The 21,061-nt window shown below is 46.0% G+C and carries 19 protein-coding genes; 18 read left to right on the top strand and 1 reads right to left on the bottom strand.

What is annotated here, in order from left to right:
- Nucleotides 1-542: 542 nt before the first annotated feature.
- From QZ158_RS03220 to proC, 6 genes are all read left to right on the top strand, one after another.
- Nucleotides 543-1,445 carry a LysR family transcriptional regulator gene (locus QZ158_RS03220; RefSeq protein WP_293874716.1) on the top strand — a complete coding sequence of 301 codons (903 nt, stop codon included), beginning with the start codon at nt 543-545 and terminating at the stop codon, nt 1,443-1,445.
- Between the two features lie 3 nt (nt 1,446-1,448).
- Nucleotides 1,449-1,910, top strand: coding sequence for a signal peptidase II (gene lspA, locus QZ158_RS03215; RefSeq protein WP_293874714.1), 462 nt, complete (start codon nt 1,449-1,451; stop codon nt 1,908-1,910).
- Nucleotides 1,900-2,790 carry an RluA family pseudouridine synthase gene (locus QZ158_RS03210; RefSeq protein WP_272078641.1) on the top strand — a complete coding sequence of 297 codons (891 nt, stop codon included), beginning with the start codon at nt 1,900-1,902 and terminating at the stop codon, nt 2,788-2,790. The genes lspA and QZ158_RS03210 overlap by 11 nt, the downstream gene beginning before the upstream one ends.
- Nucleotides 2,791-2,932: 142 nt before the next feature.
- The gene (proB, locus tag QZ158_RS03205) at nt 2,933-4,042 is read left to right on the top strand and encodes a glutamate 5-kinase (protein WP_293874713.1); all 1,110 of its coding nucleotides are present in this window, start codon (nt 2,933-2,935) and stop codon (nt 4,040-4,042) included.
- A gap of 12 nt (nt 4,043-4,054) precedes the next feature.
- Nucleotides 4,055-5,299 carry a glutamate-5-semialdehyde dehydrogenase gene (locus tag QZ158_RS03200; protein ID WP_293874712.1) on the top strand — a complete coding sequence of 415 codons (1,245 nt, stop codon included), beginning with the start codon at nt 4,055-4,057 and terminating at the stop codon, nt 5,297-5,299.
- 3 nt (nt 5,300-5,302) lie between these two features.
- Entirely contained in the window at nt 5,303-6,118 is an 816-nt protein-coding gene (proC, locus tag QZ158_RS03195) for a pyrroline-5-carboxylate reductase (RefSeq protein WP_293874711.1), read from the top strand.
- A gap of 552 nt (nt 6,119-6,670) precedes the next feature.
- On the opposite strand, the gene QZ158_RS03190 is transcribed toward proC, so the two are convergent.
- Nucleotides 6,671-8,194 carry an ATP-binding cassette domain-containing protein gene (locus QZ158_RS03190; RefSeq protein WP_293874710.1) on the bottom strand — a complete coding sequence of 508 codons (1,524 nt, stop codon included), beginning with the start codon at nt 8,192-8,194 and terminating at the stop codon, nt 6,671-6,673.
- 319 nt (nt 8,195-8,513) lie between these two features.
- Between QZ158_RS03190 and hemW the strand changes: the two genes are divergently transcribed.
- From hemW to QZ158_RS03130, 12 genes are all read left to right on the top strand, one after another.
- Nucleotides 8,514-9,644, top strand: coding sequence for a radical SAM family heme chaperone HemW (gene hemW, locus QZ158_RS03185; protein ID WP_293874709.1), 1,131 nt, complete (start codon nt 8,514-8,516; stop codon nt 9,642-9,644).
- Between the two features lie 3 nt (nt 9,645-9,647).
- Entirely contained in the window at nt 9,648-10,406 is a 759-nt protein-coding gene (locus QZ158_RS03180; protein WP_293874708.1) for an acyl-ACP thioesterase domain-containing protein, read from the top strand.
- Nucleotides 10,388-11,092: a hypothetical protein gene (locus tag QZ158_RS03175; RefSeq protein ID WP_293874707.1), complete on the top strand. Its 705-nt coding sequence runs from the start codon at nt 10,388-10,390 to the stop codon at nt 11,090-11,092. The genes QZ158_RS03180 and QZ158_RS03175 overlap by 19 nt, the downstream gene beginning before the upstream one ends.
- Entirely contained in the window at nt 11,082-11,852 is a 771-nt protein-coding gene (locus tag QZ158_RS03170; RefSeq protein WP_293874706.1) for a TIGR01457 family HAD-type hydrolase, read from the top strand. The genes QZ158_RS03175 and QZ158_RS03170 overlap by 11 nt, the downstream gene beginning before the upstream one ends.
- The gene (locus tag QZ158_RS03165) at nt 11,845-12,474 is read left to right on the top strand and encodes a TIGR01906 family membrane protein (protein ID WP_293874705.1); all 630 of its coding nucleotides are present in this window, start codon (nt 11,845-11,847) and stop codon (nt 12,472-12,474) included. The genes QZ158_RS03170 and QZ158_RS03165 overlap by 8 nt, the downstream gene beginning before the upstream one ends.
- 12 nt (nt 12,475-12,486) lie before the next feature.
- Nucleotides 12,487-13,446 carry a type II CAAX endopeptidase family protein gene (locus QZ158_RS03160; protein WP_061563883.1) on the top strand — a complete coding sequence of 320 codons (960 nt, stop codon included), beginning with the start codon at nt 12,487-12,489 and terminating at the stop codon, nt 13,444-13,446.
- Nucleotides 13,447-13,763: 317 nt separating this feature from the next.
- Nucleotides 13,764-15,599 carry an excinuclease ABC subunit UvrC gene (gene uvrC / locus QZ158_RS03155; RefSeq protein WP_293874704.1) on the top strand — a complete coding sequence of 612 codons (1,836 nt, stop codon included), beginning with the start codon at nt 13,764-13,766 and terminating at the stop codon, nt 15,597-15,599.
- Nucleotides 15,600-15,609: 10 nt separating this feature from the next.
- Nucleotides 15,610-16,458, top strand: coding sequence for a metallophosphoesterase family protein (locus QZ158_RS03150; RefSeq protein WP_293874703.1), 849 nt, complete (start codon nt 15,610-15,612; stop codon nt 16,456-16,458).
- An 11-nt stretch (nt 16,459-16,469) separates the two neighbouring features.
- On the top strand, nt 16,470-18,113 hold the full coding sequence (locus QZ158_RS03145; protein WP_293874701.1) for a hypothetical protein: 1,644 nt from the start codon (nt 16,470-16,472) through the stop codon (nt 18,111-18,113).
- A gap of 125 nt (nt 18,114-18,238) precedes the next feature.
- Nucleotides 18,239-18,844, top strand: coding sequence for a nitroreductase family protein (locus tag QZ158_RS03140; protein WP_293874699.1), 606 nt, complete (start codon nt 18,239-18,241; stop codon nt 18,842-18,844).
- 136 nt (nt 18,845-18,980) lie between these two features.
- Nucleotides 18,981-20,387: a dipeptidase PepV gene (gene pepV, locus QZ158_RS03135; RefSeq protein ID WP_293874697.1), complete on the top strand. Its 1,407-nt coding sequence runs from the start codon at nt 18,981-18,983 to the stop codon at nt 20,385-20,387.
- A 52-nt stretch (nt 20,388-20,439) separates the two neighbouring features.
- On the top strand, nt 20,440-21,042 hold the full coding sequence (locus QZ158_RS03130) for a uracil-DNA glycosylase family protein (RefSeq protein ID WP_293874695.1): 603 nt from the start codon (nt 20,440-20,442) through the stop codon (nt 21,040-21,042).
- Nucleotides 21,043-21,061: the final 19 nt, after the last annotated feature.

Raw genomic sequence — 21,061 nt, 5'->3', positions numbered from 1 at the left:
AAAAAGAATATCTCGAATACAATCGGGATTTAGTCTCATAACTATCACCTCGTTTTATTTTTATTATACCAAATTTAGGAAGGAATACTATGAACGAACTTATTAATGTAACCTAGAATGATAGTTAGGAGTCAGCGGTGTCGGGTAGACAACTGAAAGGAGCTTGAAGTGAAAACCCAATATGCCGATAGGTTCGATCAAATGATTGACTAAGATTATACAGATAATCAAAATTTTTTGCTTCTCAAAAATGAGTAGCAAAAAGATCGAGGGGGGATAATATTGTCTAGAAATATCCACATCAAATCGATTTGAAAGTTGTTTGAAGCTTTGCCTTTTCTTTCTGAGTTCATAAATTTTATGCTTATTATTGTACGTTAATTTAACAATAAAAACACTCCGAAAAGTTAAATTATTCTGTCTAACTTTTGAGGTGCAGTTGACATCAGGGAGTTTTTTTGATCTCTCTCGATTGATCCCCAATCTTTTTTCATCTTCTAGATTATGGTATAATGGAGTGATATTGTTAGAAGGAAGAAGACATGAATATTCAACAATTACGCTATGTTGTCGCGATTGCCAATAGTGGTACTTTTCGTGAAGCAGCCGAAAAAATGTACGTCAGCCAGCCGAGTCTGTCCATCTCTGTGAGAGACTTGGAGAAGGAACTGGGCTTTAAGATTTTCCGTCGGACTAGTTCAGGGACTTTCTTGACCCGCCGCGGGATGGAATTTTATGAGAAGGCCCAAGAATTGGTCAAGGGATTTGATATTTTTCAAAACCAGTATGCCAATCCTGAGGAAGAAAAGAAGGAATTCTCAATCTCGAGTCAGCACTATGATTTCCTTCCCCCTTTGATTACTCAATTCTCAGTTCTTTATCCGGAGAACAAAGACTTCCGGATCTTTGAGTCGACCACGGTTCAAATTCTGGATGAAGTGGCTCAGGGTCATAGTGAATTGGGGATTATCTACCTCAATAAGCAAAATACCAAAGGGATTATGCAACGGGTGGATAAACTGGGCTTGGAAGTCGTTGACCTGATTCCTTTCCAAACCCATATCTATTTGCGCAAGGGCCATCCATTAGCTAAGAAAGAATTCTTAGTGATGGAGGACTTGGCACACCTACCGACTGTTCGCTTTACCCAGGAAAAGGATGAGTATCTCTACTATTCGGAGAACTTTGTCGATACGAGTAGCAGTTCCCAGCTCTTCAATGTGACGGACCGCGCAACCCTGAATGGAATCTTAGAGCGGACCGATGCCTATGCGACCGGGTCTGGCTTCTTGGATAGCCAGTCGGTGAATGGCATTACCGTTATCCCCTTGATCGATGATCTCAATAATAAAATGGTCTATGTCAAGCGGGAAGAGGTGGATCTCTCACCAGTGGCTGAGAAGTTTGTCCAAGTCATGGAAGCCTACTTTGATGAGAAGAGGTAGGTAATGAAGAGAAAAGTAAGTATTTTTATTAGTATCCTCCTTTTGATTCTCCTAGATCAAGCGGTGAAGGGGTATGTCGTCAAGGAGATCCCGCTAGGAGGTATGCGTCACTTCATTCCCAAAGTGGTCAGTCTGACCTACCTCAAGAACTCTGGAGCGGCCTTCTCCATGCTAGAAAACCAACAGTGGTTCTTTACCATCATTACTTTGATTGCGATGGGGGCAGCCTTTGTCTATCTCTATCGCCATATCAAAGGCTCCATTTGGCTCTTGTTGGGATTGACCTTGATTATTTCAGGGGGGATCGGCAACTTTATTGACCGGCTACGTCAGGGCTTTGTCGTCGATATGTTCCACTTGGATTTTATGAATTTTGCCATCTTCAATGTAGCGGATATCTATTTAACCATCGGGGTGGGACTGCTACTGATTTATCTATTGAGAGAGGAGAGCCATGGAAGTTAGAGTAGAAGTCGCTGGAGCGCGACTGGATAAGGCCGTCTCAGAGTTGACTGAACTCTCACGTGGCTTGGCTAATGAGCAGATCAAGGAAGGAAAAATCCTCGTCAACGGTCAAGTCAAAAAGGCCAAATATACCGTAAAAGAAGGGGATGTTATCAGCTACGAAGTCCCTCAAGTGGAAGAAGTGACTTATGAGGCAGAAGATATCCCCTTAGAGATTGTCTATCAAGACGCGGATGTCGCAGTGGTCAATAAACCCCAGGGCATGGTGGTCCATCCTAGTGCCGGGCATACTAGTGGGACCCTGGTCAATGCCCTCATGTATCACATCAAGGACTTGTCAGGGATCAATGGGGAGCTTCGTCCGGGGATCGTCCATCGGATTGACAAGGACACCTCTGGCCTTCTCATGGTGGCTAAGAATGATGCGGCTCATGTAGCCTTGGCAGATGAGCTCAAGGCTAAGAAGTCCCTGCGCAAGTATTGGGCCATTGTCCACGGTAATCTCCCTAATGATCGGGGTGTCATTGAGGCGCCGATTGGACGGAGTGACAAGGACCGCAAGAAGCAGGCTGTGACAGCCAAAGGAAAACCAGCTCTGACCCGTTTCCATGTCTTGGAGCGTTTCGGGGATTATAGCTTGGTCGAGTTGCAATTGGAGACAGGCCGGACCCACCAGATTCGGGTTCACATGGCCTACATTGGCCATCCAGTCGCTGGTGATGAAGTCTATGGCCCTCGCAAGACTTTGAAAGGCCATGGCCAGTTCCTCCATGCTAAGACACTGGGCTTTACCCATCCTCGGACGGGAGAGGTCATGGAGTTTTCAGTAGAGGTTCCGGAGATTTTTCAAAAAACCTTGGAGCAGCTTCGTCAAGGATAAGCATTCAATCATCAAAACGAGTTTACCTCTTATGGTTCAAACTCGTTTTTTTGTGGGGAAACGGCGCTCCTGGTCTGCTCTTAGTAATTTTTAAGGCTTTCATGGTATAATGTTACAATCGAATACTCTGGAGAATGAATGGATGAAGAATAAGCGAATTGTGTTTAAGGTAGGGACCTCTTCCCTGACCAATCAAGATGGGAGCTTGTCTCGGAGCAAGGTCAAGGCCATCACCCAGCAACTGGCTCTCTTGCATGAGCAAGGGCATGAATTGATTTTGGTATCTTCGGGTGCGATCGCAGCTGGATTTGGTGCACTGGGCTTTAAAAAACGCCCGACCAAGATTGCGGATAAGCAGGCTTCTGCAGCAGTTGGCCAAGGTCTTCTGTTAGAAGAATATACCTCTAATCTACTGGTACACGACATCGTATCTGCCCAGGTCCTCTTGACCCAGGATGACTTTGTCGACCAACGCCGCTATAAAAATGCCCACCAGGCTCTCTCTGTCCTCTTGCAAAGAGGGGCCATTCCGATTATCAATGAGAACGATACAGTTTCGATTGAAGAACTAAAGGTCGGGGATAACGATACCCTGAGTGCCCAAGTGGCGGCCATGGTCCAGGCGGATCTCTTGGTCTTGCTAACGGATGTGGATGGACTCTATACAGGGCATCCTCAAAAGGATCCTACTGCCAAACGCTTGGAGCGGATTGACTCAATCAGCAAGGACATTATCGAGATGGCCGGTGGAGCAGGCTCAAGTAATGGGACAGGAGGCATGCTGACAAAAATTAAAGCAGCCACCATCGCCACCGAGTCAGGAGTTCCTGTCTATATCTGTTCATCTTTGAAAGAAGACGCCCTTCTAGAAGCGGCAGAGAAGACTCAGGATGGTAGTTATTTTACAGCTCAGGACAAGTTTTTGCGCAATCAGAAACAATGGCTGGCCTTCTATGCGCCTAGTCAAGGGTCTGTATGGCTGGACCAAGGGGCGGTTAAAGCGGTCAAAGAAGAGGGTAAGAGTATCCTTGTGTCTGGTGTGGTAAAGGTTGAAGGAGCCTTCTCTTACTCCGATATTATCACGGTTCATGATGCTGAGACTGGACAGGTCATTGGGAAAGGTCGTACCCGCTTAGGGGCTGCAGCCATTAAGGATTTGCTCCATGGTCAAAAGCCAAAGGGCATCGTCATTCACCGGGATGATTGGATTACCATCACACCTGAGGTAGAACTCTTATTTACAGAATTTTAAAGGAGGGATTAGATGGAGACGATCGATCAGATTCGCCTGGCTAAACAGGCCAAAAAAAGTATTAATACTGCAACAAGTGATGAGAAAAATAAAGGCTTAAGAGCGATGGCCGACGCCTTGGTTGACGCCACAGCTGACATTTTGGCTGCTAATCAATTGGATATGGAAGCAGCTCGGGGCCGGATTTCGGAGGCAATGCTGGATCGCCTGCTTTTGACAGAAGAGCGGATTCAAGCCATGGCTGATGGGATTCTCCAAGTGGCTGCCCTACCCGATCCAGTGGGAGAACTCTTGGAGGAGCGAACTCTGGAGAACGGTTTGGTCATTCAGAAGAAAAGAGTGGCCATGGGGGTCATTGGGATTATCTATGAAAGTCGTCCCAACGTGACCTCTGATGCAGCAGCCTTGGCCCTGAAAAGCGGAAGTGCCGTTGTCCTGCGCAGTGGTAAGGATGCCTATCAGACAGCCCATGCCATCGTTAGCGCCTTAAAAACAGGCTTGCAAGCAACCACCATTGATCCGGCTGTCATACAGTTGGTCGAAGATACCAGCCGGGAGAGTAGTCTGGTCATGATGAAGGCCAAGGGGGATCTAGACCTTCTTATTCCACGTGGGGGAGATGGCTTGATCCAAGCAGTTGTAGAGCAAGCAATTGTCCCTGTGATTGAGACAGGGACTGGGATTGTTCACGTCTATGTCGATCAAGCGTCAGATTTAGACAAGGCTCTCAGTATCATTCAGAATGCCAAGACAAGCCGACCATCCGTCTGCAATGCTATGGAAGTCCTCTTGGTGCATGAAGCTATTGCTGGTGACTTTCTGCCACTAGTGAAGAAAGTCTTGGTAGACGAGGCTCCAGTACCAGTGGAGATGCGCTTGGATGCTCAAGCCCAGCAAATCATTTCTGGGACACCAGCTTCTGAGACTGACTTTGATACGGAATTCTTAGATTATGTCATGGCCGTGAAGGTCGTGCCTTCTGTAGAAGAAGCCATTGCTCATATCGAAGCCCACAGTACCCACCATTCAGATGCCATTGTCTCTGAAGATGCGACAGCCATTGAACTCTTCAGTAACCAGGTAGACTCGGCGGCCGTTTATGTCAATGCTTCGACCCGCTTCACAGATGGCGGAGAGTTTGGCCTAGGCTGTGAGATGGGCATCTCGACCCAGAAGTTGCATGCGCGTGGTCCCATGGGCTTGCGTGAGCTGACCAGCTATAAATATCTGGTCACTGGAAATGGTCAAGTGAGGTAAGTCATGAAAGTAGCATTTATCGGACTTGGAAATATGGGAGCCAGTCTGGCCAAAGCGGTCGCAAAAGAAGTAGCAGCTACAGATCTGCTTTTGGTCAACCGCTCCCCTCAAAAAGTGCAAGAGTTTATCGGCCAGTATGGGGGAACAGCGTCTGATCTTGAAGAGGCTTTTAAAGAAGCGGAGGTCATCTTCCTAGGAGTCAAACCCTACCAGATTTGTCCTCTTTTAGAAGAGTACCAAACTGTCCTGTCTCAACGCTCCAATCTCTTACTGGTGTCCATGGCTGCAGGCCTGGAGCTAGAAAAAATGGCTGATGTGATCCAGAATGACCAGGTGGGTCTCATCCGCATCATGCCCAATACGCCCGTAGCCATTGGTCAAGGGGTTATCAGTCTGGCTCGCTCTCAAGCAGTGACAGACCAGCAAGTAGCCCAAGTCAACCAGCTCTTAGCAGGAGCAGGGGCTCTCTACGAAATCGAGGAAACATTAATGGATGCTGCAACGGCTGTTGCAGGCTGTGGTCCAGCCTTTGTCTATCAGATGATTGAAGCTATGTCAGATGCAGGAGTAAGCTTAGGGCTTACTCGAGAGCAAGCCTTGCAAATGGCGGCCCAGACCTTCCAAGGAGCTAGTCAAATGGTCCTAGAGACAGGCGAGCACCCAGCCCGCTTGCGAGATGCAGTTTGTAGCCCAGGTGGCTCTACCATCGCAGGAGTCAATCGCTTAGAACAAGTCGGCTTACGGGGCGACATTATTGCAGGAGTGGAAGCAGCCTACAAACGTACCCAGGAAATGGGACAAGAGGCAGCGAAGAAATAGAAAAAAAGATTGGTTTTGGCCAATCTTTCAAATTGAAAATAAAGTCCTCTTAGAAACTTTCCTTAGGTGAGATCGGACGTCAGCGAACTTCCTCGAAGTTCCATGACTAAATTAAGATACAAAGGGCGTCTGCGGATAAAGTCAAAATAGGGAGCAGGACAGAAGCACTGTTGTATGGGATTGCTTCGTTGTCCTGCCCCCACAAGGCTGATTAGGATTCTTCCGAGCTGAAAGGTGAGAGAAGAATTCAATCAGCTACTGTGTCTTGGATTTAGTACTAATGCATTTGCACTTTTGACACAATCCGCAGCCCGTGTTCAATTCATTTTGAGCCCCTTCGCTCTTTAATTTCCGGGCTCAGGCCAAAACAGTTTCCCAAACTGTTTTACTCTCAATAATTCCGAGTGCCTGAAACTATTACATTTCAGGCACTTTTCTCACGGCGGAAAAGTTTCAATAGAGGCTTGGATAACTCTGGATTTGTTAGATTTGTATAATAGAACATTTTTTCTTCGTTCTACAAGATTGGTTTTTTGGCCAATCTTTTTTACGTTAGAGAGCCTCTATTTCTACCAAACCATTTTCCGTCAGACGATAGATTTTTTGGCAGACTTCTTTGAGGAAGGTCCGGTCGTGGGAGACTGTAACCAGTCCGCCTGGGTAGTCTGCGAAAAGGCGTCGAATTTCTGGTTGGGAAGTGGGGGAAAAATTGCGGGTAGGCTCGTCCAAGAGCAGAAACTGGGGACTTGTGAGCACTAGTTGTAGGAGAAAGAGTTTTCCTTGCTGGCCACCAGAAAGTTCAGAGATCGGATGGTGCATTTCAGAATAGGTAAAGTTGAGGGAGGCTAAATGCAATTGAATGGTATTGATTTCTTCGCGATCGCCTGAATACTGTAAGAATTGAACGGGTGTCTGAGTCAAAGGGAGAAGTTCAGTGTAATCCTGTGGCATATAGGCAGTGCGGATACTTTCATTCTTCTGTAGGCTTTCCCATATCATTTTTAGGAAAGTGGATTTCCCCACACCATTAGAACCGATAATCCCTATTTTATCCTGCCCATGAAGAGTAAGGGAGAGGTTCTTGACCAGGACCCGATCACCAATTGCGAGCTCTTCCTGATCTAAGAGAAGGACTCGTTTTTGAGGAGACAAGGGAGTGAGGGGAGGAAAATGTAGATTGATGACTTCCTCATCATAGGGTTGGGAAGTCATGGATTGGAATTCTCGCTCGTAGCGCTTTTCTTGTGAGAGGAGGGACTTCATTTTCTTTGCCAGGAGACGTCCAGCAGTGCTATCCTTAGTGTTTCGTAAGGAAGTTTCGACTTGCTGACGGACGCGGCGATGCTTCTCCATTGTTTTCTTGTAGGTTCGTTGATCATTGGCAGCTTGCTGAGTCTGTTGCTCGAATTGTTGCTCCCTCTGGCTTCTGTAGTCTTGATAGCCTAGGTGCTCTACAATGGTTTCAGCCTCCTTGCGGTGTTTGATCTGTCTTAGATGGATGATCGTATCCGCCGTCTGCGTCAAAAAATCCTCATGATGGGAAATAAATAGGATGGTTTGGGGGCTTGTTTGAATCATCTGCTTGAGCCAGTCCAGGGTTTCCAAATCCAGATCGTTTGAAGGTTCATCTAAAAATAGCAATTCATGAGGACGGCAAAGTTCGTGAAGCAGTTGGACTTTGAGGGCTTCTCCTCCAGATAGACTTCCAATAGCTTGGTCGCTCGCAAAGCGGTCGCTATCAAATTGCAATTGATCAGCCAGTCTGTAGAGGGTGGCATAGTCTAGCTCGTCCTCTCCAAAAAAATATTCTTCCAAGCTTTTTCCCTTCAAGGCTTCCGGCAAAGTCTGGGGAATATAGGCATAGGAGTGAAAAGAAGTGGTGATTTGGCCTTCTATGGTCAGATAATTTGGGAGGGATTTTGGGGACATAAGGACATGAAGCAAGGAAGATTTTCCATTTCCTTCTTCGCCAATAATAGCAACTTTTTCTCCTTCATGAATGGTTAGGGACAGATCGCGAACCAAATCTCGTAAATCTTTTGTATGGCGGATGGTGAGGTGGGATAGTTTTAGCATAAGATTCCTTTCTACTGGGACAAAAAAACAGCTCTACCTATTTAGTAGAGCTGTATTCAAGTGGAACCCAAGCAGAAAAAGACCTAATATAGCCAACAAGAAGTTGGAGAATAGGCAAGAGGGTACACAAAAAGAGATAGAACAAGCAGTCCACTAAATAAAGTATCTTATTTAACGAAACTTAGTTGTTCATATCTCCTTACCTCCGAATGTGATTAGCTTTATTCTATTCCTTTCATTCTTTCTTGTCAAGGAAATCCTTGCTTTACTCTCTCTTTTCTACTCGGGCTTTGGTGCGAAATGTGGTATAATAAAGGTTATGCAAGCTAAACCGTCCTCTGCCTATGTGCATATTCCATTTTGTACCCAGATTTGTTATTATTGTGACTTTTCGAAGGTTTTTATCAAGAATCAGCCGGTCGATGCCTATCTGGAACACCTGATCCAGGAGACGCGGTCTTATGAGATTGGCAAACTCCGGACCCTCTACATCGGTGGAGGGACCCCGACAGCTCTATCTGCCCAGCAACTGGCCTATCTCTTGACAGAATTGCCCAAGGTCATGGACCTATCGGAGGTAGAGGAGTTTACTATCGAGGCCAATCCTGGAGATTTGGATCCGGATAAGATCGCAGTCCTCAAGGACTCTCAGGTCAATCGGGTCTCTCTGGGGGTTCAAACCTTTGATAATAAGATGTTGAAGAAGATTGGGCGGAGCCACCAGGAGCAGCATATTTATGACAATATCCGCCATCTCAAGCAGGCTGGCTTTGACAATATTTCGATCGACTTAATCTATGCTCTGCCCGGTCAGACCATGGACCAGGTCAAGGAAAATGTCGCTAAGGCCATCGACCTGGACATTCCCCACATGAGTCTCTATAGCTTGATTTTAGAGAACCACACGGTCTTTATGAATCGCATGAGACGGGGCAAGCTTCCTCTACCGAAAGAAGAGTTGGAAGCAGAGATGTTTGAGTACATCATTGAAGAGTTGGAAAAAGCAGGCTTTGAGCATTATGAGATTTCCAATTTCTCCAAGCCTGGCTTTGAAAGTCGCCACAATCTGGTCTACTGGGATAATGCAGAATACTATGGTCTAGGAGCAGGAGCTTCTGGCTATGTGGACGGGATTCGCTACAAAAATCATGGACCTATCCGGCATTATCTAGAGGCTGTTGAAGCAGGTAAGGCTCGAATCACAGAGGAACACCTGACACTGGAAGAGAAGATGGAAGAGGAGTTGTTCCTCGGTCTACGGAAAAAAACCGGCGTGTCCAAAGCACGTTTTGAAGAAAAATTCGGTGTCTCCTTTGACCAACGCTATGGACAAGTGGTGGCCAATTTGACGGAGCAGGGACTTTTGGTTCCAGATGACAAGCAAGTTCGGATGACCAAGAGAGGTTTGTTCCTTGGTGATACCGTAGCAGAGAAATTTATATTGGAGTAAACGATGGCTAAAATTTATCAGTATGACATGAAAGTTCCTTTTGATATGAGCGATGTGAATGGCTTTATCAAGATGCCCCAGCTCATCCTCCTGTCCTTGCAGGTCTCAGGCATGCAGTCCATGGAGCTGGGTGTCAGTGACAGGGACCTGCTCGAGCAGCGCAATCTGGTCTGGATCATCACCGACTATGACATCACGGTTCATCGCCTACCGGTCTTTGATGAACTGATTACCATTGAGACTCAAGCACTCGCCCACAATCGTCTCTTTTGCTACCGTTCCTTTGTCGTTAGAGACCAGAAGGGGGAAGCCATCGTCGAGATGGTGGCGACCTTCGTCTTGATGGATCGGGACAGCCGAAAAGTCCAATCTGTACCGGAGGAGATCACAGAGCCATATGAGTCACCATTTGAGAAGAAGATCCGCCGTGGTCCACGCTATCCAGAGCTCAATGGAGCCATGGAGCAAGACTACCATGTGCGTTTCTATGATCTTGATATGAACGGCCATGTCAACAACAGCAAGTACTTGGACTGGGTCTTTGAAGTCATGGGAGCGGAATTCCTAACCCAGCATATCCCCAAACGGGTCCATCTCAAGTATGTCAAGGAAGTCCTGCCTGGAGGGATGATCACCACTAGCGTCGAGCGGGAAGGGATGTTCAGCAATCATGTCATCTCATCAGAAGGCCAAATCCACGCCCAAGCCCTCATCACTTGGGAAGAAATAGATAAGGAAACATTATGGAAAAGCGAAGATTAAAACAGAAAAAAGAAGACTTGATGGAGGTTCAACGGCGGGTTGTTGCTTATGCTCGTCGTAAGAAAAATCCCCTCTATGTGCTGGGAGATGGTTTCTTGACCTTAGTCGCAGCCTTTTATATCTTTATTGAAGAAGCGGTTCGTTTTGTCCGCTATCGGTTGAGTTTTGAAGCCTTTCTTCGTTTTCTCAAGGAAGATGTACGCTGGTATCGTGTCTGGATTCATTTGATTTTAGCCTTTATCCTACCTGTCGTTGTCTTTTCCTTAAGTATCACCAGCCAATCGGGTAGCTTCTGGAGTAACTTCTTTGATAAGCTCTCCCAAGGTGTCCTCTTCAGTACGACTGTCAGCCTTGCAGCGACCTTAATGACAGATTTCATCGAGACTATGAAACCTATCCAGGCAGGGAAAGAAAGCAATGAGGAAAAAGAGACTGGAATCTATACCATCACCATTGATCAGGCTAAGATTGGTGGCTTGATGGTGACCATCGTCATCTTGATGATTTCATCCTTTCTCTTTACTCAGGCTGGAAAAGCAAGTATCAATTTCTTCGGTTTGGTCCTTCAATTTGCCTTATATGGGGCTTGTTTGCTTCTGTATGGAGCAGGAGGCCAGTTTCAAGATCAGGAGAAAGTAGCAGAGGAAGCAAGTGAAAAAGGAGATCAAGAATCCCATGACTTATAAGGGTTATTTAATTGACTTAGACGGAACCATCTACAAGGGCAAAGAGCGGATCCCAGCTGGGGAAGCCTTTGTCCACGAATTGCAAGAGCGTCAGATCCCCTATCTCTTTGTGACCAACAATACTACTCGGACACCGGAAATGGTTCAAGAGATGCTGGCAGGCCAGTTCAATATCGAAACGCCACTGGATACCATCTATACAGCGACACTAGCAACCATTGATTATATGGTGGACATGAATTTGGGGAAAACTGCCTATGTCATTGGAGATGTGGGCTTGAAACGGGCCATTGCTGAGGCAGGCTTTGTTGAAGATACGGTAAATCCAGCCTATGTCGTGGTGGGTCTTGATTGGGAAGTGGACTATGAGAAATTCTCCATCGCGACCTTGGCTATTCAAAAGGGAGCCCATTTTATCGGGACAAATCCAGACCTCAATATCCCGACAGAGCGGGGAATGATGCCAGGGGCTGGTGCTCTAAATGCCCTGATCGAAGCGGCAACGCGCGTGAAGCCAACCTTTATCGGGAAGCCCAATGCCATCATCATGGATAAGGCCATCGCTCACCTGGGACTAGAGCGCGAAGAAGTGGTCATGGTGGGTGACAATTACCTGACCGACATCCGAGCAGGGATTGACAATGGCATCCCTACTTTGCTGGTGACCACTGGCTTTACCAAGCCAGAAGAAGTACCAGACCTGCCCTTGCCACCAACTCACGTCCTATCGAGTTTAGCGGAGTGGGATTTCGATGCGTGAGAGGTTGAAAGTAACGGGCTTTATCCTCTGGCTCTTAGCAACGGTGATTTTGGGGACCATTCTCGTAGCTTGGTTGATCTATCCCATGGAGATTAGCTGGTTACGAATCCAGAATAGGACTGGTTTGTCTCCTGCAGTCATCCAGAAGAATTTTCAGATCCTTATGCAGTATTTGACCAGTCCTTTTACCTGGAAGCTGGAGATGCCGGATTTTCCATCCTCTTCAGATGGCCTGCATCATTTCCAGGCAGTCAAATACCTCTTTCACCTGACCCAAGCCTTATTCTTGGTCTTGTTACCAGTAGCTATACGATTTATTCGAACAGTGATGTGTAAGGACTACGCAGGCCTCTATCGCCCTTTATTTGGTGGGATGGTTCTCTTACCGATTATCATAGGAGGAGTGACCCTCTTTATTGGTTTTGATCAATTCTTTACCCTCTTTCACCAAGTCCTCTTTGTCGGAGATGCTACCTGGCTCTTTGATCCTTATCGGGATCCGATTATTCTAGCTTTACCGGAGGACTATTTCCTACATGCCTTTCTGATTTTCTTTGTTTTGTATGAAGGGGCTTTTGGATGGTGCTACGGATGGAGTCGTAAAAGAAAAACAGTAGATTAGTGGAGTGAATGGATGAAACAGTTCAATCGATTTATAGACCCCAAAAAGGATTTGGGAAGCTTTTCAGGGATGGTTTGCCTCTATCTCTTGGTCATGGTCTTTGTCAGCATCATTTCGACCTTTGCCGTTACCCTCTTTATGTTTGGACGGTATGGATTGGAGATGGCAGAGAAGCAGGAGTATGTAGAAAAAATCATCAATGGAAATGGGATTAGCTACTTGATATCTGTCAGTATAGGTGTCCTCCTATTTGCCCTTTATCGGCAAGGATCACTCTTTAAAGGAGATGTGAGACAAAAGGGACGCAAGATGACCTGGCAGACTTTCTTAGTGTTCATTGCCTTCTTGGGGTTTGCCCAATTGGCTTCTAGTGCCTTATCTCAGCTCTTAGACCACATGATGGAAACCTTAGGCTTTTTCAAGCCTCAAGAGGACATGTCTGAGCAACTCAGTCAGTCTTGGAGCCTCTTGCTCTATGCGACCCTGATCGGTCCCATCACTGAGGAATTGGTTTTCCGGGCCGCTGGGCTGAGAGCTTTAGAAAAGTATGGAAAAGTCTTTGCGATCGTCATGACAGCCTTGGCTTTTGGAATGTTCCATGCTAATTTTGATCAGTTGTTCTTTGCGACAATTATCGGCTTTGGCTTTGGCTACTTGACCTTTGAGTATTCGATCTGGTGGGCTATTTTCTACCATATTTTTAACAACCTGGTCCTCTCTCAAGGGCTTCATTACCTCGGCACGCATGTCAATATGAATGTGGCCGAGTGGGTTCAAATTCTAGTCTTTTTAGGTGGAACCATCGCCTTTACCATCGTCTTGATTTTAAAGAGAAAAGCTATTTTTCACTACATTCAAGAAAACCGACCAGCACCAGGCGTCTTCCAAAGAAGCATGTATTCCTTCTGGTTCTGGGTCTTGGTCCTTGGGACAACCCTTATGTCCTTACTTCCTTACCTAAGAGGCTATTAATATCAAGAGGGATCGTTTTAGCTCTCTCTCAAATTGAAGATAAAATCTTCTGAAAAACTTTCCTTAGGTGAGTACGGACGTCAGCGAACTTCGAAGAAGTTCCATGACTAATTATTGAGCCTAAGGTCTCAATAATTCCGATGCCTGAAACAATTATGTTTCAGGCATTTTTCTCACAGCAGAAAGTTTTTGATCCTCTTAAATGAATAAAAGATTCAATTTTTTTATAAACATCTAACTGTCTTATGTAAAATAATAGTTTGTTTCCATTCATGAAAGGATTATTTTATATCCCTCTTTTTGCTATAATAGAGAGTATGAATAACTTGATTAAATCCAAGCTCGAGCTTTTGCCAACGAGTCCGGGCTGTTACATTCACAAAGACAAGAACGGTATCATTATCTATGTGGGAAAGGCCAAAAATCTTCGCAATCGGGTGCGGTCCTATTTCAGAGGGAGCCACGATACCAAGACAGAAGCTCTGGTATCTGAGATTGTGGATTTTGAGTTTATCGTCACCGAGTCCAATATTGAGGCCTTGCTTCTTGAGATCAACCTGATTAAGGAGAACAAGCCCAAGTACAATATCATGCTCAAGGACGATAAGTCCTATCCCTTCATCAAGATTACCAATGAGCGCTATCCGCGCCTCATCATCACGCGCCAGGTCAAAAAGGATGGTGGTCTCTATTTCGGTCCCTATCCAGATGTGGGAGCGGCCAATGAGATCAAACGGCTTTTGGATCGGATTTTCCCATTTCGCAAGTGTACCAATCCGCCTTCCAAGGTCTGCTTTTACTACCATTTAGGGCAGTGTATGGCTCACACAGTCTGCCACAAGGACGAGGCCTATTTCAAGAGCATGGCCCAGGAGGTATCTGATTTCCTCAAGGGGCAGGATGATAAGATTATCGACGAGCTCAATCTCAAGATGACTACCGCTGCGCAAAACATGGAATTCGAGAGGGCGGCCGAGTACCGCGATCTGATCCAGGCCATCGGGACCCTGCGGACCAAACAGCGGGTCATGGCCAAGGATTTGCAGAATCGGGATGTTTTTGGCTACTACGTGGACAAGGGCTGGATGTGTGTGCAGGTCTTCTTTGTCCGTCAGGGCAAGCTGATCGAGCGCGACGTCAATCTCTTCCCTTACTACAATGATCCAGACGAGGATTTCTTGACCTATGTGGGGCAGTTTTACCAGGAGAAATCTCACCTGATCCCCAATGAAATCCTGATCCCTCAGGATATCGATGAGAAAGCGGTCAAGGTCCTAGTGGATACCAAGGTCCTCAAGCCCCAGCGTGGGGAGAAGAAGCAGTTGGTCAATCTGGCCATCAAGAATGCGCGTGTCAGTCTGGAGCAGAAGTTTAATCTCCTTGAAAAGTCCATGGAGAAGACCCAAGGTGCTATTGAAAATCTTGGAAAACTCCTGCAAATCCCAACCCCTGTGCGCATTGAGTCCTTTGACAACTCCAACATCATGGGGACCAGTCCGGTTTCAGCCATGGTGGTCTTTGTCAATGGGAAGCCAAGTAAAAAAGATTACCGCAAGTACAAGATCAAGACTGTCGTCGGACCAGATGACTATGCCAGCATGAGGGAGGTCATTCGCAGACGTTACAGCCGGGTCATGCGGGACGGCCTGACGCCACCAGATCTGATCGTCATCGATGGGGGGCAGGGCCAGGTCAATATCGCTAAGCAAGTCATTCAAGAGGAGTTAGGGCTGGATATTCCTATTGCGGGCCTACAAAAGAATGACAAGCACCAAACCCATGAATTACTCTTCGGCGATCCTCTCCAAGTCATTGAACTTTCGCGCACCTCACAGGAATTTTTCCTCCTGCAACGGATCCAGGATGAAGTCCACCGTTTCGCCATCGCCTTCCACCGCCAGCTCCGGTCTAAGAATTCCTTCTCCTCTCAGCTGGACGGCATCGAAGGCTTGGGACCAAAACGCAAGCAGTTGCTGATGAAGCACTTCAAGTCACTGACCAAGATCAAAGAAGCTACTGTAGATGAGATCGTCACAGTCGGCATCCCACGAGCAGTCGCAGAGGCAGTGCAAGCCAAGCTCCAACAAGGAAAGCAGGAAGAAGCAAGTCCCTTGATGGAAGTAGCGGAGGATTCTGAACCATACCAATCATAAGGAGTTTATAATGAATCATCGAATCGCCATTTTATCTGATATTCACGGAGATACGACAGCCCTGGAGGCAGTGATTGCGGATGCGCGTGCTCTAGGCGCGACGGAATACTGGCTTTTAGGGGACATTTTGCTACCGGGGCCTGGACGAGAGGACCTTTTTGAGTTGCTGGATGCGATTCCGATTACAGTTGCTGTTCGTGGAAATTGGGACGATTGTGTCCTAGAGGCATTGGATGGCGAGTACGGACTTGAGGATCCGCAGGAGATCCAGCTTCTTCGTCTCACTCAGTACCTCATGGAAGGACTAGATCCTAAGCGGATAGATTGGCTTCGTTCCCTTCCCTTGGTAGAGAAGAAGGAGGTCAATGGTATTCGTTTTTCACTGACCTACAACTTGCCAGAAAAGAATTACGGTGGGGACTTGCGTCCAGATAATGCGACGGAGAATTTTGACCAATTGCTGGATGACCAGACAGATATGGCGATCTACGGGCATGTCCACAAGCAGTTGCTTCGCTATGGCAGCCAGGGCCAACAGATTCTTAATCCGGGGACTATTGGCATGCCTTATTTCGACTGGGTACCAATTCAAAACCACAGAGCTCAGTATGCACTGATCGATGTCGAAGAAGATGGAGTGACCAACCTGCAATTTCGTAAGGTGGCCTATGACTATGAAGTCGAGCTCCAAGATGCCAAGGACAAGGGCCTTCCTTTTATTGAGATGTACGAAGAATTGAGACGCAAGGATAACTATCGGGGTCATAACAACGAGTTGCTAACTTCCTTGATTGAACAACACGACTATCTAAAGGAGGCTAATGCTTTCCTTGAGTCTATAAAAACGCATAAGAGGTAAGTAATAAAGAAATGGGATTAACTGTTGATCAGCATAGAGAGCTTGTGGTAAATGATATCCGACAAGCCCTTCAACATGTTTTTGGTGAGCATTTCGAAATTGTAGATATACAGAATATTGTGTTCAATGCTTACTGTCCGACCTTTAATTTCGAGATTGATCTTAAAGATTACAAGAAAAAAATAGATATTTTAATTGATGGTAGAGATTTAAAACTATACTGGGGTGAAGAAAGGTATGGGCTTGGATATAAGTATGATTGCGAACACCTTAACGCAGGTTTACGACGAATCAAAGCTTACCTAGACCAACCAGAACTAATTTTCAATGAACCTGTAACTCTTCAAAACATCTATCTAAAGGTGAAAGCCCTTGAAAGAATGATAGAATCGACCTTTGAGGGAATAGCAATAATAGACTTCTGGAGAAGACCCTTCGAAAAGAATGAACCCTTTAGGGGTGTCTTTACTTGTTTGTTGCCTCATTATCCAGCTTTTTTTAGCTTTGAAATAGCGGGGCAGCAGTTTGTCTTCTTAGAGATAGACCCAATGGCTTCTAGCATAGAAAGCCAAGCATTTCCAATCCATCATTCTATTGATCTAACCGTATCCAATATGACTTCTTTCTTGGATTGGTTTAAAGATAGTCTAGAAGGGAAGCTAAAAAAGAATTCTTCTACCGTCACGCTTTCTTGTTTAAGGCTCCCCCTTGATCCTGCTACAGTTGAAGCGAAAGTTTCCCAAGTACAAGAGATAATCCGATCGACGTTTACAAAGGATATTTCTTTTATGGAAGCGAACAAACTGGTCAAGTCTAATAGTTTTTATGGGGTTGATTTTTCAGTTCTATCTGAATATTATGATGCGATATTTTCAATTAGCTTGATTGGGCGATACTTTTGCCTTAATGTGGTGGAGCCGGATAAGGCAGATAAGAAAGACAATTGGATAATCAATGGCTTTCCTTATCTGCTGACGGAAGAAAATCTTAGCAAAGCGATCAGAGAAGCGGAAGCCTATTTTGCAAGACAGGTAGAACCAGTTGAAGCGAAAGTAGGGTCAACTAAAAGCAATAGTGAAGTAAAACCAAGCACCCCAGCTCTGGTAGAAGTAGACCAAGCCAAGGACAAAGAAGAATTGCTCAAAAAAGAGTATTTAGGATTAAGAAAACTATGGAAAGTCCAGTTCCTGATTTTCTGTCTTTTGATGATAGCCGTCTTCGCCCTAGAAGTGTATATGGGGGGAGCTGGTTATAAGGCCTTTAAGGTAAAAATTAGGTATAGTTGGGTTTCTGTCCATAGTTTCTCATTTCTCTTTCTGACCTTGTATGCATTGTTGACCCTCTTCCCGACTCAAAAGAGAGTCTATGAGCTCTTACATCAAAACCCTAGTTGGAAATCTCTTTCGACCAAGGGAGTTCGGCTACCTAAGAAGGAAACTGGCTGGACCTCTCTAGTGATCCTGATTTTGTTTCTTCTGGGGACTCTTGATTTCCTCAGTCGCAAGCCAGAACCAAAGGTTGAAAATCCGTTGAACTATCAAGAAATCAACAATACCAATGAGGAAGAAAGAAATTCTCACTACGATGATATCATCAACAAAATCCAAGACTCTAGTGGCCACTTCTTTGAAAAAGAAAGTCCCGCGTCGGAATAATCTCAGTCCATAGAAGGGCGGGTAGCCTAGTGGAAAAGGAAACAGGGTCCTCAATGAAAAAACTCTGCAAGCTCTTTCATTTTGTGTTAAAATAGAGGTAATAGAATTAGAAAAGGAAGTTGACTATGAAATTCCTAGAACTCAACAAAAAACGTCATGCGATCAAGCATTTCACAGACCAACCGGTCGATCCAAAGGATGTGCGGACAGCTATTGAAATTGCGACCTTGGCACCAAGTGCGCACAATAGCCAACCATGGAAATTCGTGGTCGTTCGTCAGAAAAATGCGGAATTGGCTAAACTAGCCTATGGGGGAAACTATGACCAAGTCATGGAAGCACCTGTGACCATCGCTCTCTTTACGGATACCGATTTGCAACGTCGAGCTCGGAAGATTGCGCGTGTTGGTGGGGTCAAGAACTTCTCAGATGAGCAGTTGCAATACTTCATGCAAAACCTACCTGCAGAATATGCTCGCTACAATGAACAACAGATCAGCGATTACTTGGCATTGAATGCTGGATTGGTCGCAATGAACCTGGTATTGGCCTTGACGGACCAAGGGATCGGCTCAAACATCATCCTTGGCTTTGACAAATCAAAAATCAACGAAGTCTTGGAAATCGAAGAGCGTTTCCGTCCAGAACTCTTGATCACGGTTGGTTACGCAGCAGAGAAGGTAGAACCTAGCTACCGCTTGCCAGTAGACGAAATCATCGAAAAACGCTAATAACAACAGAAAGAACCGGATGGTCCTCGTCTCGTACAATACAAGTCCGGTTTTCTAGAATCCTTTGGCAGGCTGGTAGATAGTCGCTGATGGGATTTTGGGGTGTTCAATTTAAATCGAAATAACGGAGGAATGCATGACAACAATTGACTTTGAAGCAGAAGTAGAAAAACGTCGCGAAGAAATGATGGCTGACCTTTTCAGCCTCTTGGAAATCAACTCAGAACGGGATGACAGCCAGGCAGATGCGACTCACCCTTACGGACCTGGACCCGTCAAAGCTCTTGAGAAATTCTTGGAAATTGCTAAGCGTGATGGCTACGAAACAACCAACGTGGACAACTATGCTGGTCACTTCACCTTCGGACAAGGGGAAGAAGAGCTCGGAATCTTTGCTCACATGGACGTGGTACCTGCAGGTAGTGGCTGGAATACAGACCCTTACAAACCTGAGATTATCGATGGCAAGCTCTATGCGCGTGGCTCATCAGATGACAAGGGGCCTACAGTAGCTTGTTACTACGGTTTGAAGATCATCAAGGTTCTGGGATTGCCAGTATCTAAGCGCGTGCGCTTTGTGGTCGGTACAGATGAAGAATCTGGTTGGGGCGATATGGACTACTATTTCAAACATGTCGGTCTTCCTGATCCAGACTTTGGCTTCTCTCCAGATGCAGAATTCCCAATCATCAACGGAGAAAAAGGAAACATTACCGAGTACCTTCACTTCGGTGGTCAAAACACAGGTCAAGCGCATCTTCATAGCTTCACCGGTGGCCTTCGTGAAAACATGGTACCAGAGTCAGCGACAGCAGTCGTTTCTGGCCAATTACCAGATCTAGCTAGTCTCTTGGAGGCCTTTGCCAATGAACACCAACTTCGTTATGAAGTGGCAACAGAGGATGACGGTAAATTTAAAGTTACCATTATCGGGAAATCTGCCCATGGCTCTACTCCAGAAGCTGGAATCAATGGAGCAACTTATTTGGCTCTCTTCTTGAACCAGTTTGACTTCGGTGGAGATGCCAAAGCATACTTGAAAGTGTCAGCATCTCTTCTTCATGAAGACTTTGCTGGTGAGAAGCTCGGCATTGCCCATACAGATGAGAAGATGGGGGCTCTCAGCATGAATGCGGGTGTCTTCAACTTCGACGAAAACAGCTCAGATAACACCATCGCCTTGAACATTCGTTACCCTAAAGGAACAGATCCAGAAACCATCAAAGCTGGACTTGAAAAAGTAGAAGGAGTGGCGTCCGTCAGCTTGTCTGCTCACGGCCACACCCCTCACTATGTTCCAATGGAAGATGAATTGGTCTCAACGCTTTTGCGTGTCTATGAAAAACAAACCGGACTGAAAGGTCATGAGCAAGTAATCGGTGGCGGAACCTTTGGTCGTCTATTGAAACGTGGGGTTGCCTTCGGTGCCATGTTCCCAGACTATGTGAACACCATGCACCAAGCCAATGAATTTGCGGATGTAGAAGATCTCTACCGTGCAGCTGCAATCTACGCAGAAGCCATCTACGAACTCATCAAATAAGACGCTACTCAGTCGGCACTTGCTGGCTGAGTTTTTGCTTAGAGGAGGAGAAATGGAGCAACTAGAGCGGATCAAAGAGGCCATTATGGCTGATCCACAAAACAAAGACTATACGGATAAAGGGATCGAGCCCTTATTTGCGGCGCCAAAAACAGCTCGGATCAATATTATTGGTCAGGCTCCTGGTCTCAAGACCCAAGAAGCAGGCCTCTATTGGAAGGACAAGAGTGGAGACCGTCTAAGGGAGTGGTTAGGAGTCGATGAAGTAACCTTCTATCATTCGGGTCTATTTGCGGTCATTCCCATGGACTTTTATTTTCCAGGGCATGGTAAGTCAGGGGACCTGCCACCTCGCAAGGGCTTTGCGGAAAAGTGGCACCCTCAACTCCTCAAGGAGTGTCCGGATATAGAGTTGACACTCTTGATTGGCCAGTATGCCCAAGCCTACTACCTCCATGAGAAGGTCAGTGGCAAGGTGACAGAGCGGGTACGTCGGTATAAGGACTATCTGCCAGATTATTTCCCTCTGGTCCATCCTTCTCCTCGCAATCAGATCTGGATGGCCAAGAACCCCTGGTTTGATGCAGAAGTAGTACCCGATCTCCAGGCTCGGGTTCAGCAGATTTTAAGAGAGTTCAAAAAGAATAATGAGTGATAACCACAATAGGAGGTAT

Origin of the sequence: Streptococcus sp. A12, assembly GCF_905372335.1 — a bacterium.
Lineage (GTDB): Bacteria > Bacillota > Bacilli > Lactobacillales > Streptococcaceae > Streptococcus.
Note: the sequence above shows the minus strand (reverse complement) of the source record. Positions and strands in the feature narration are given on the sequence as shown.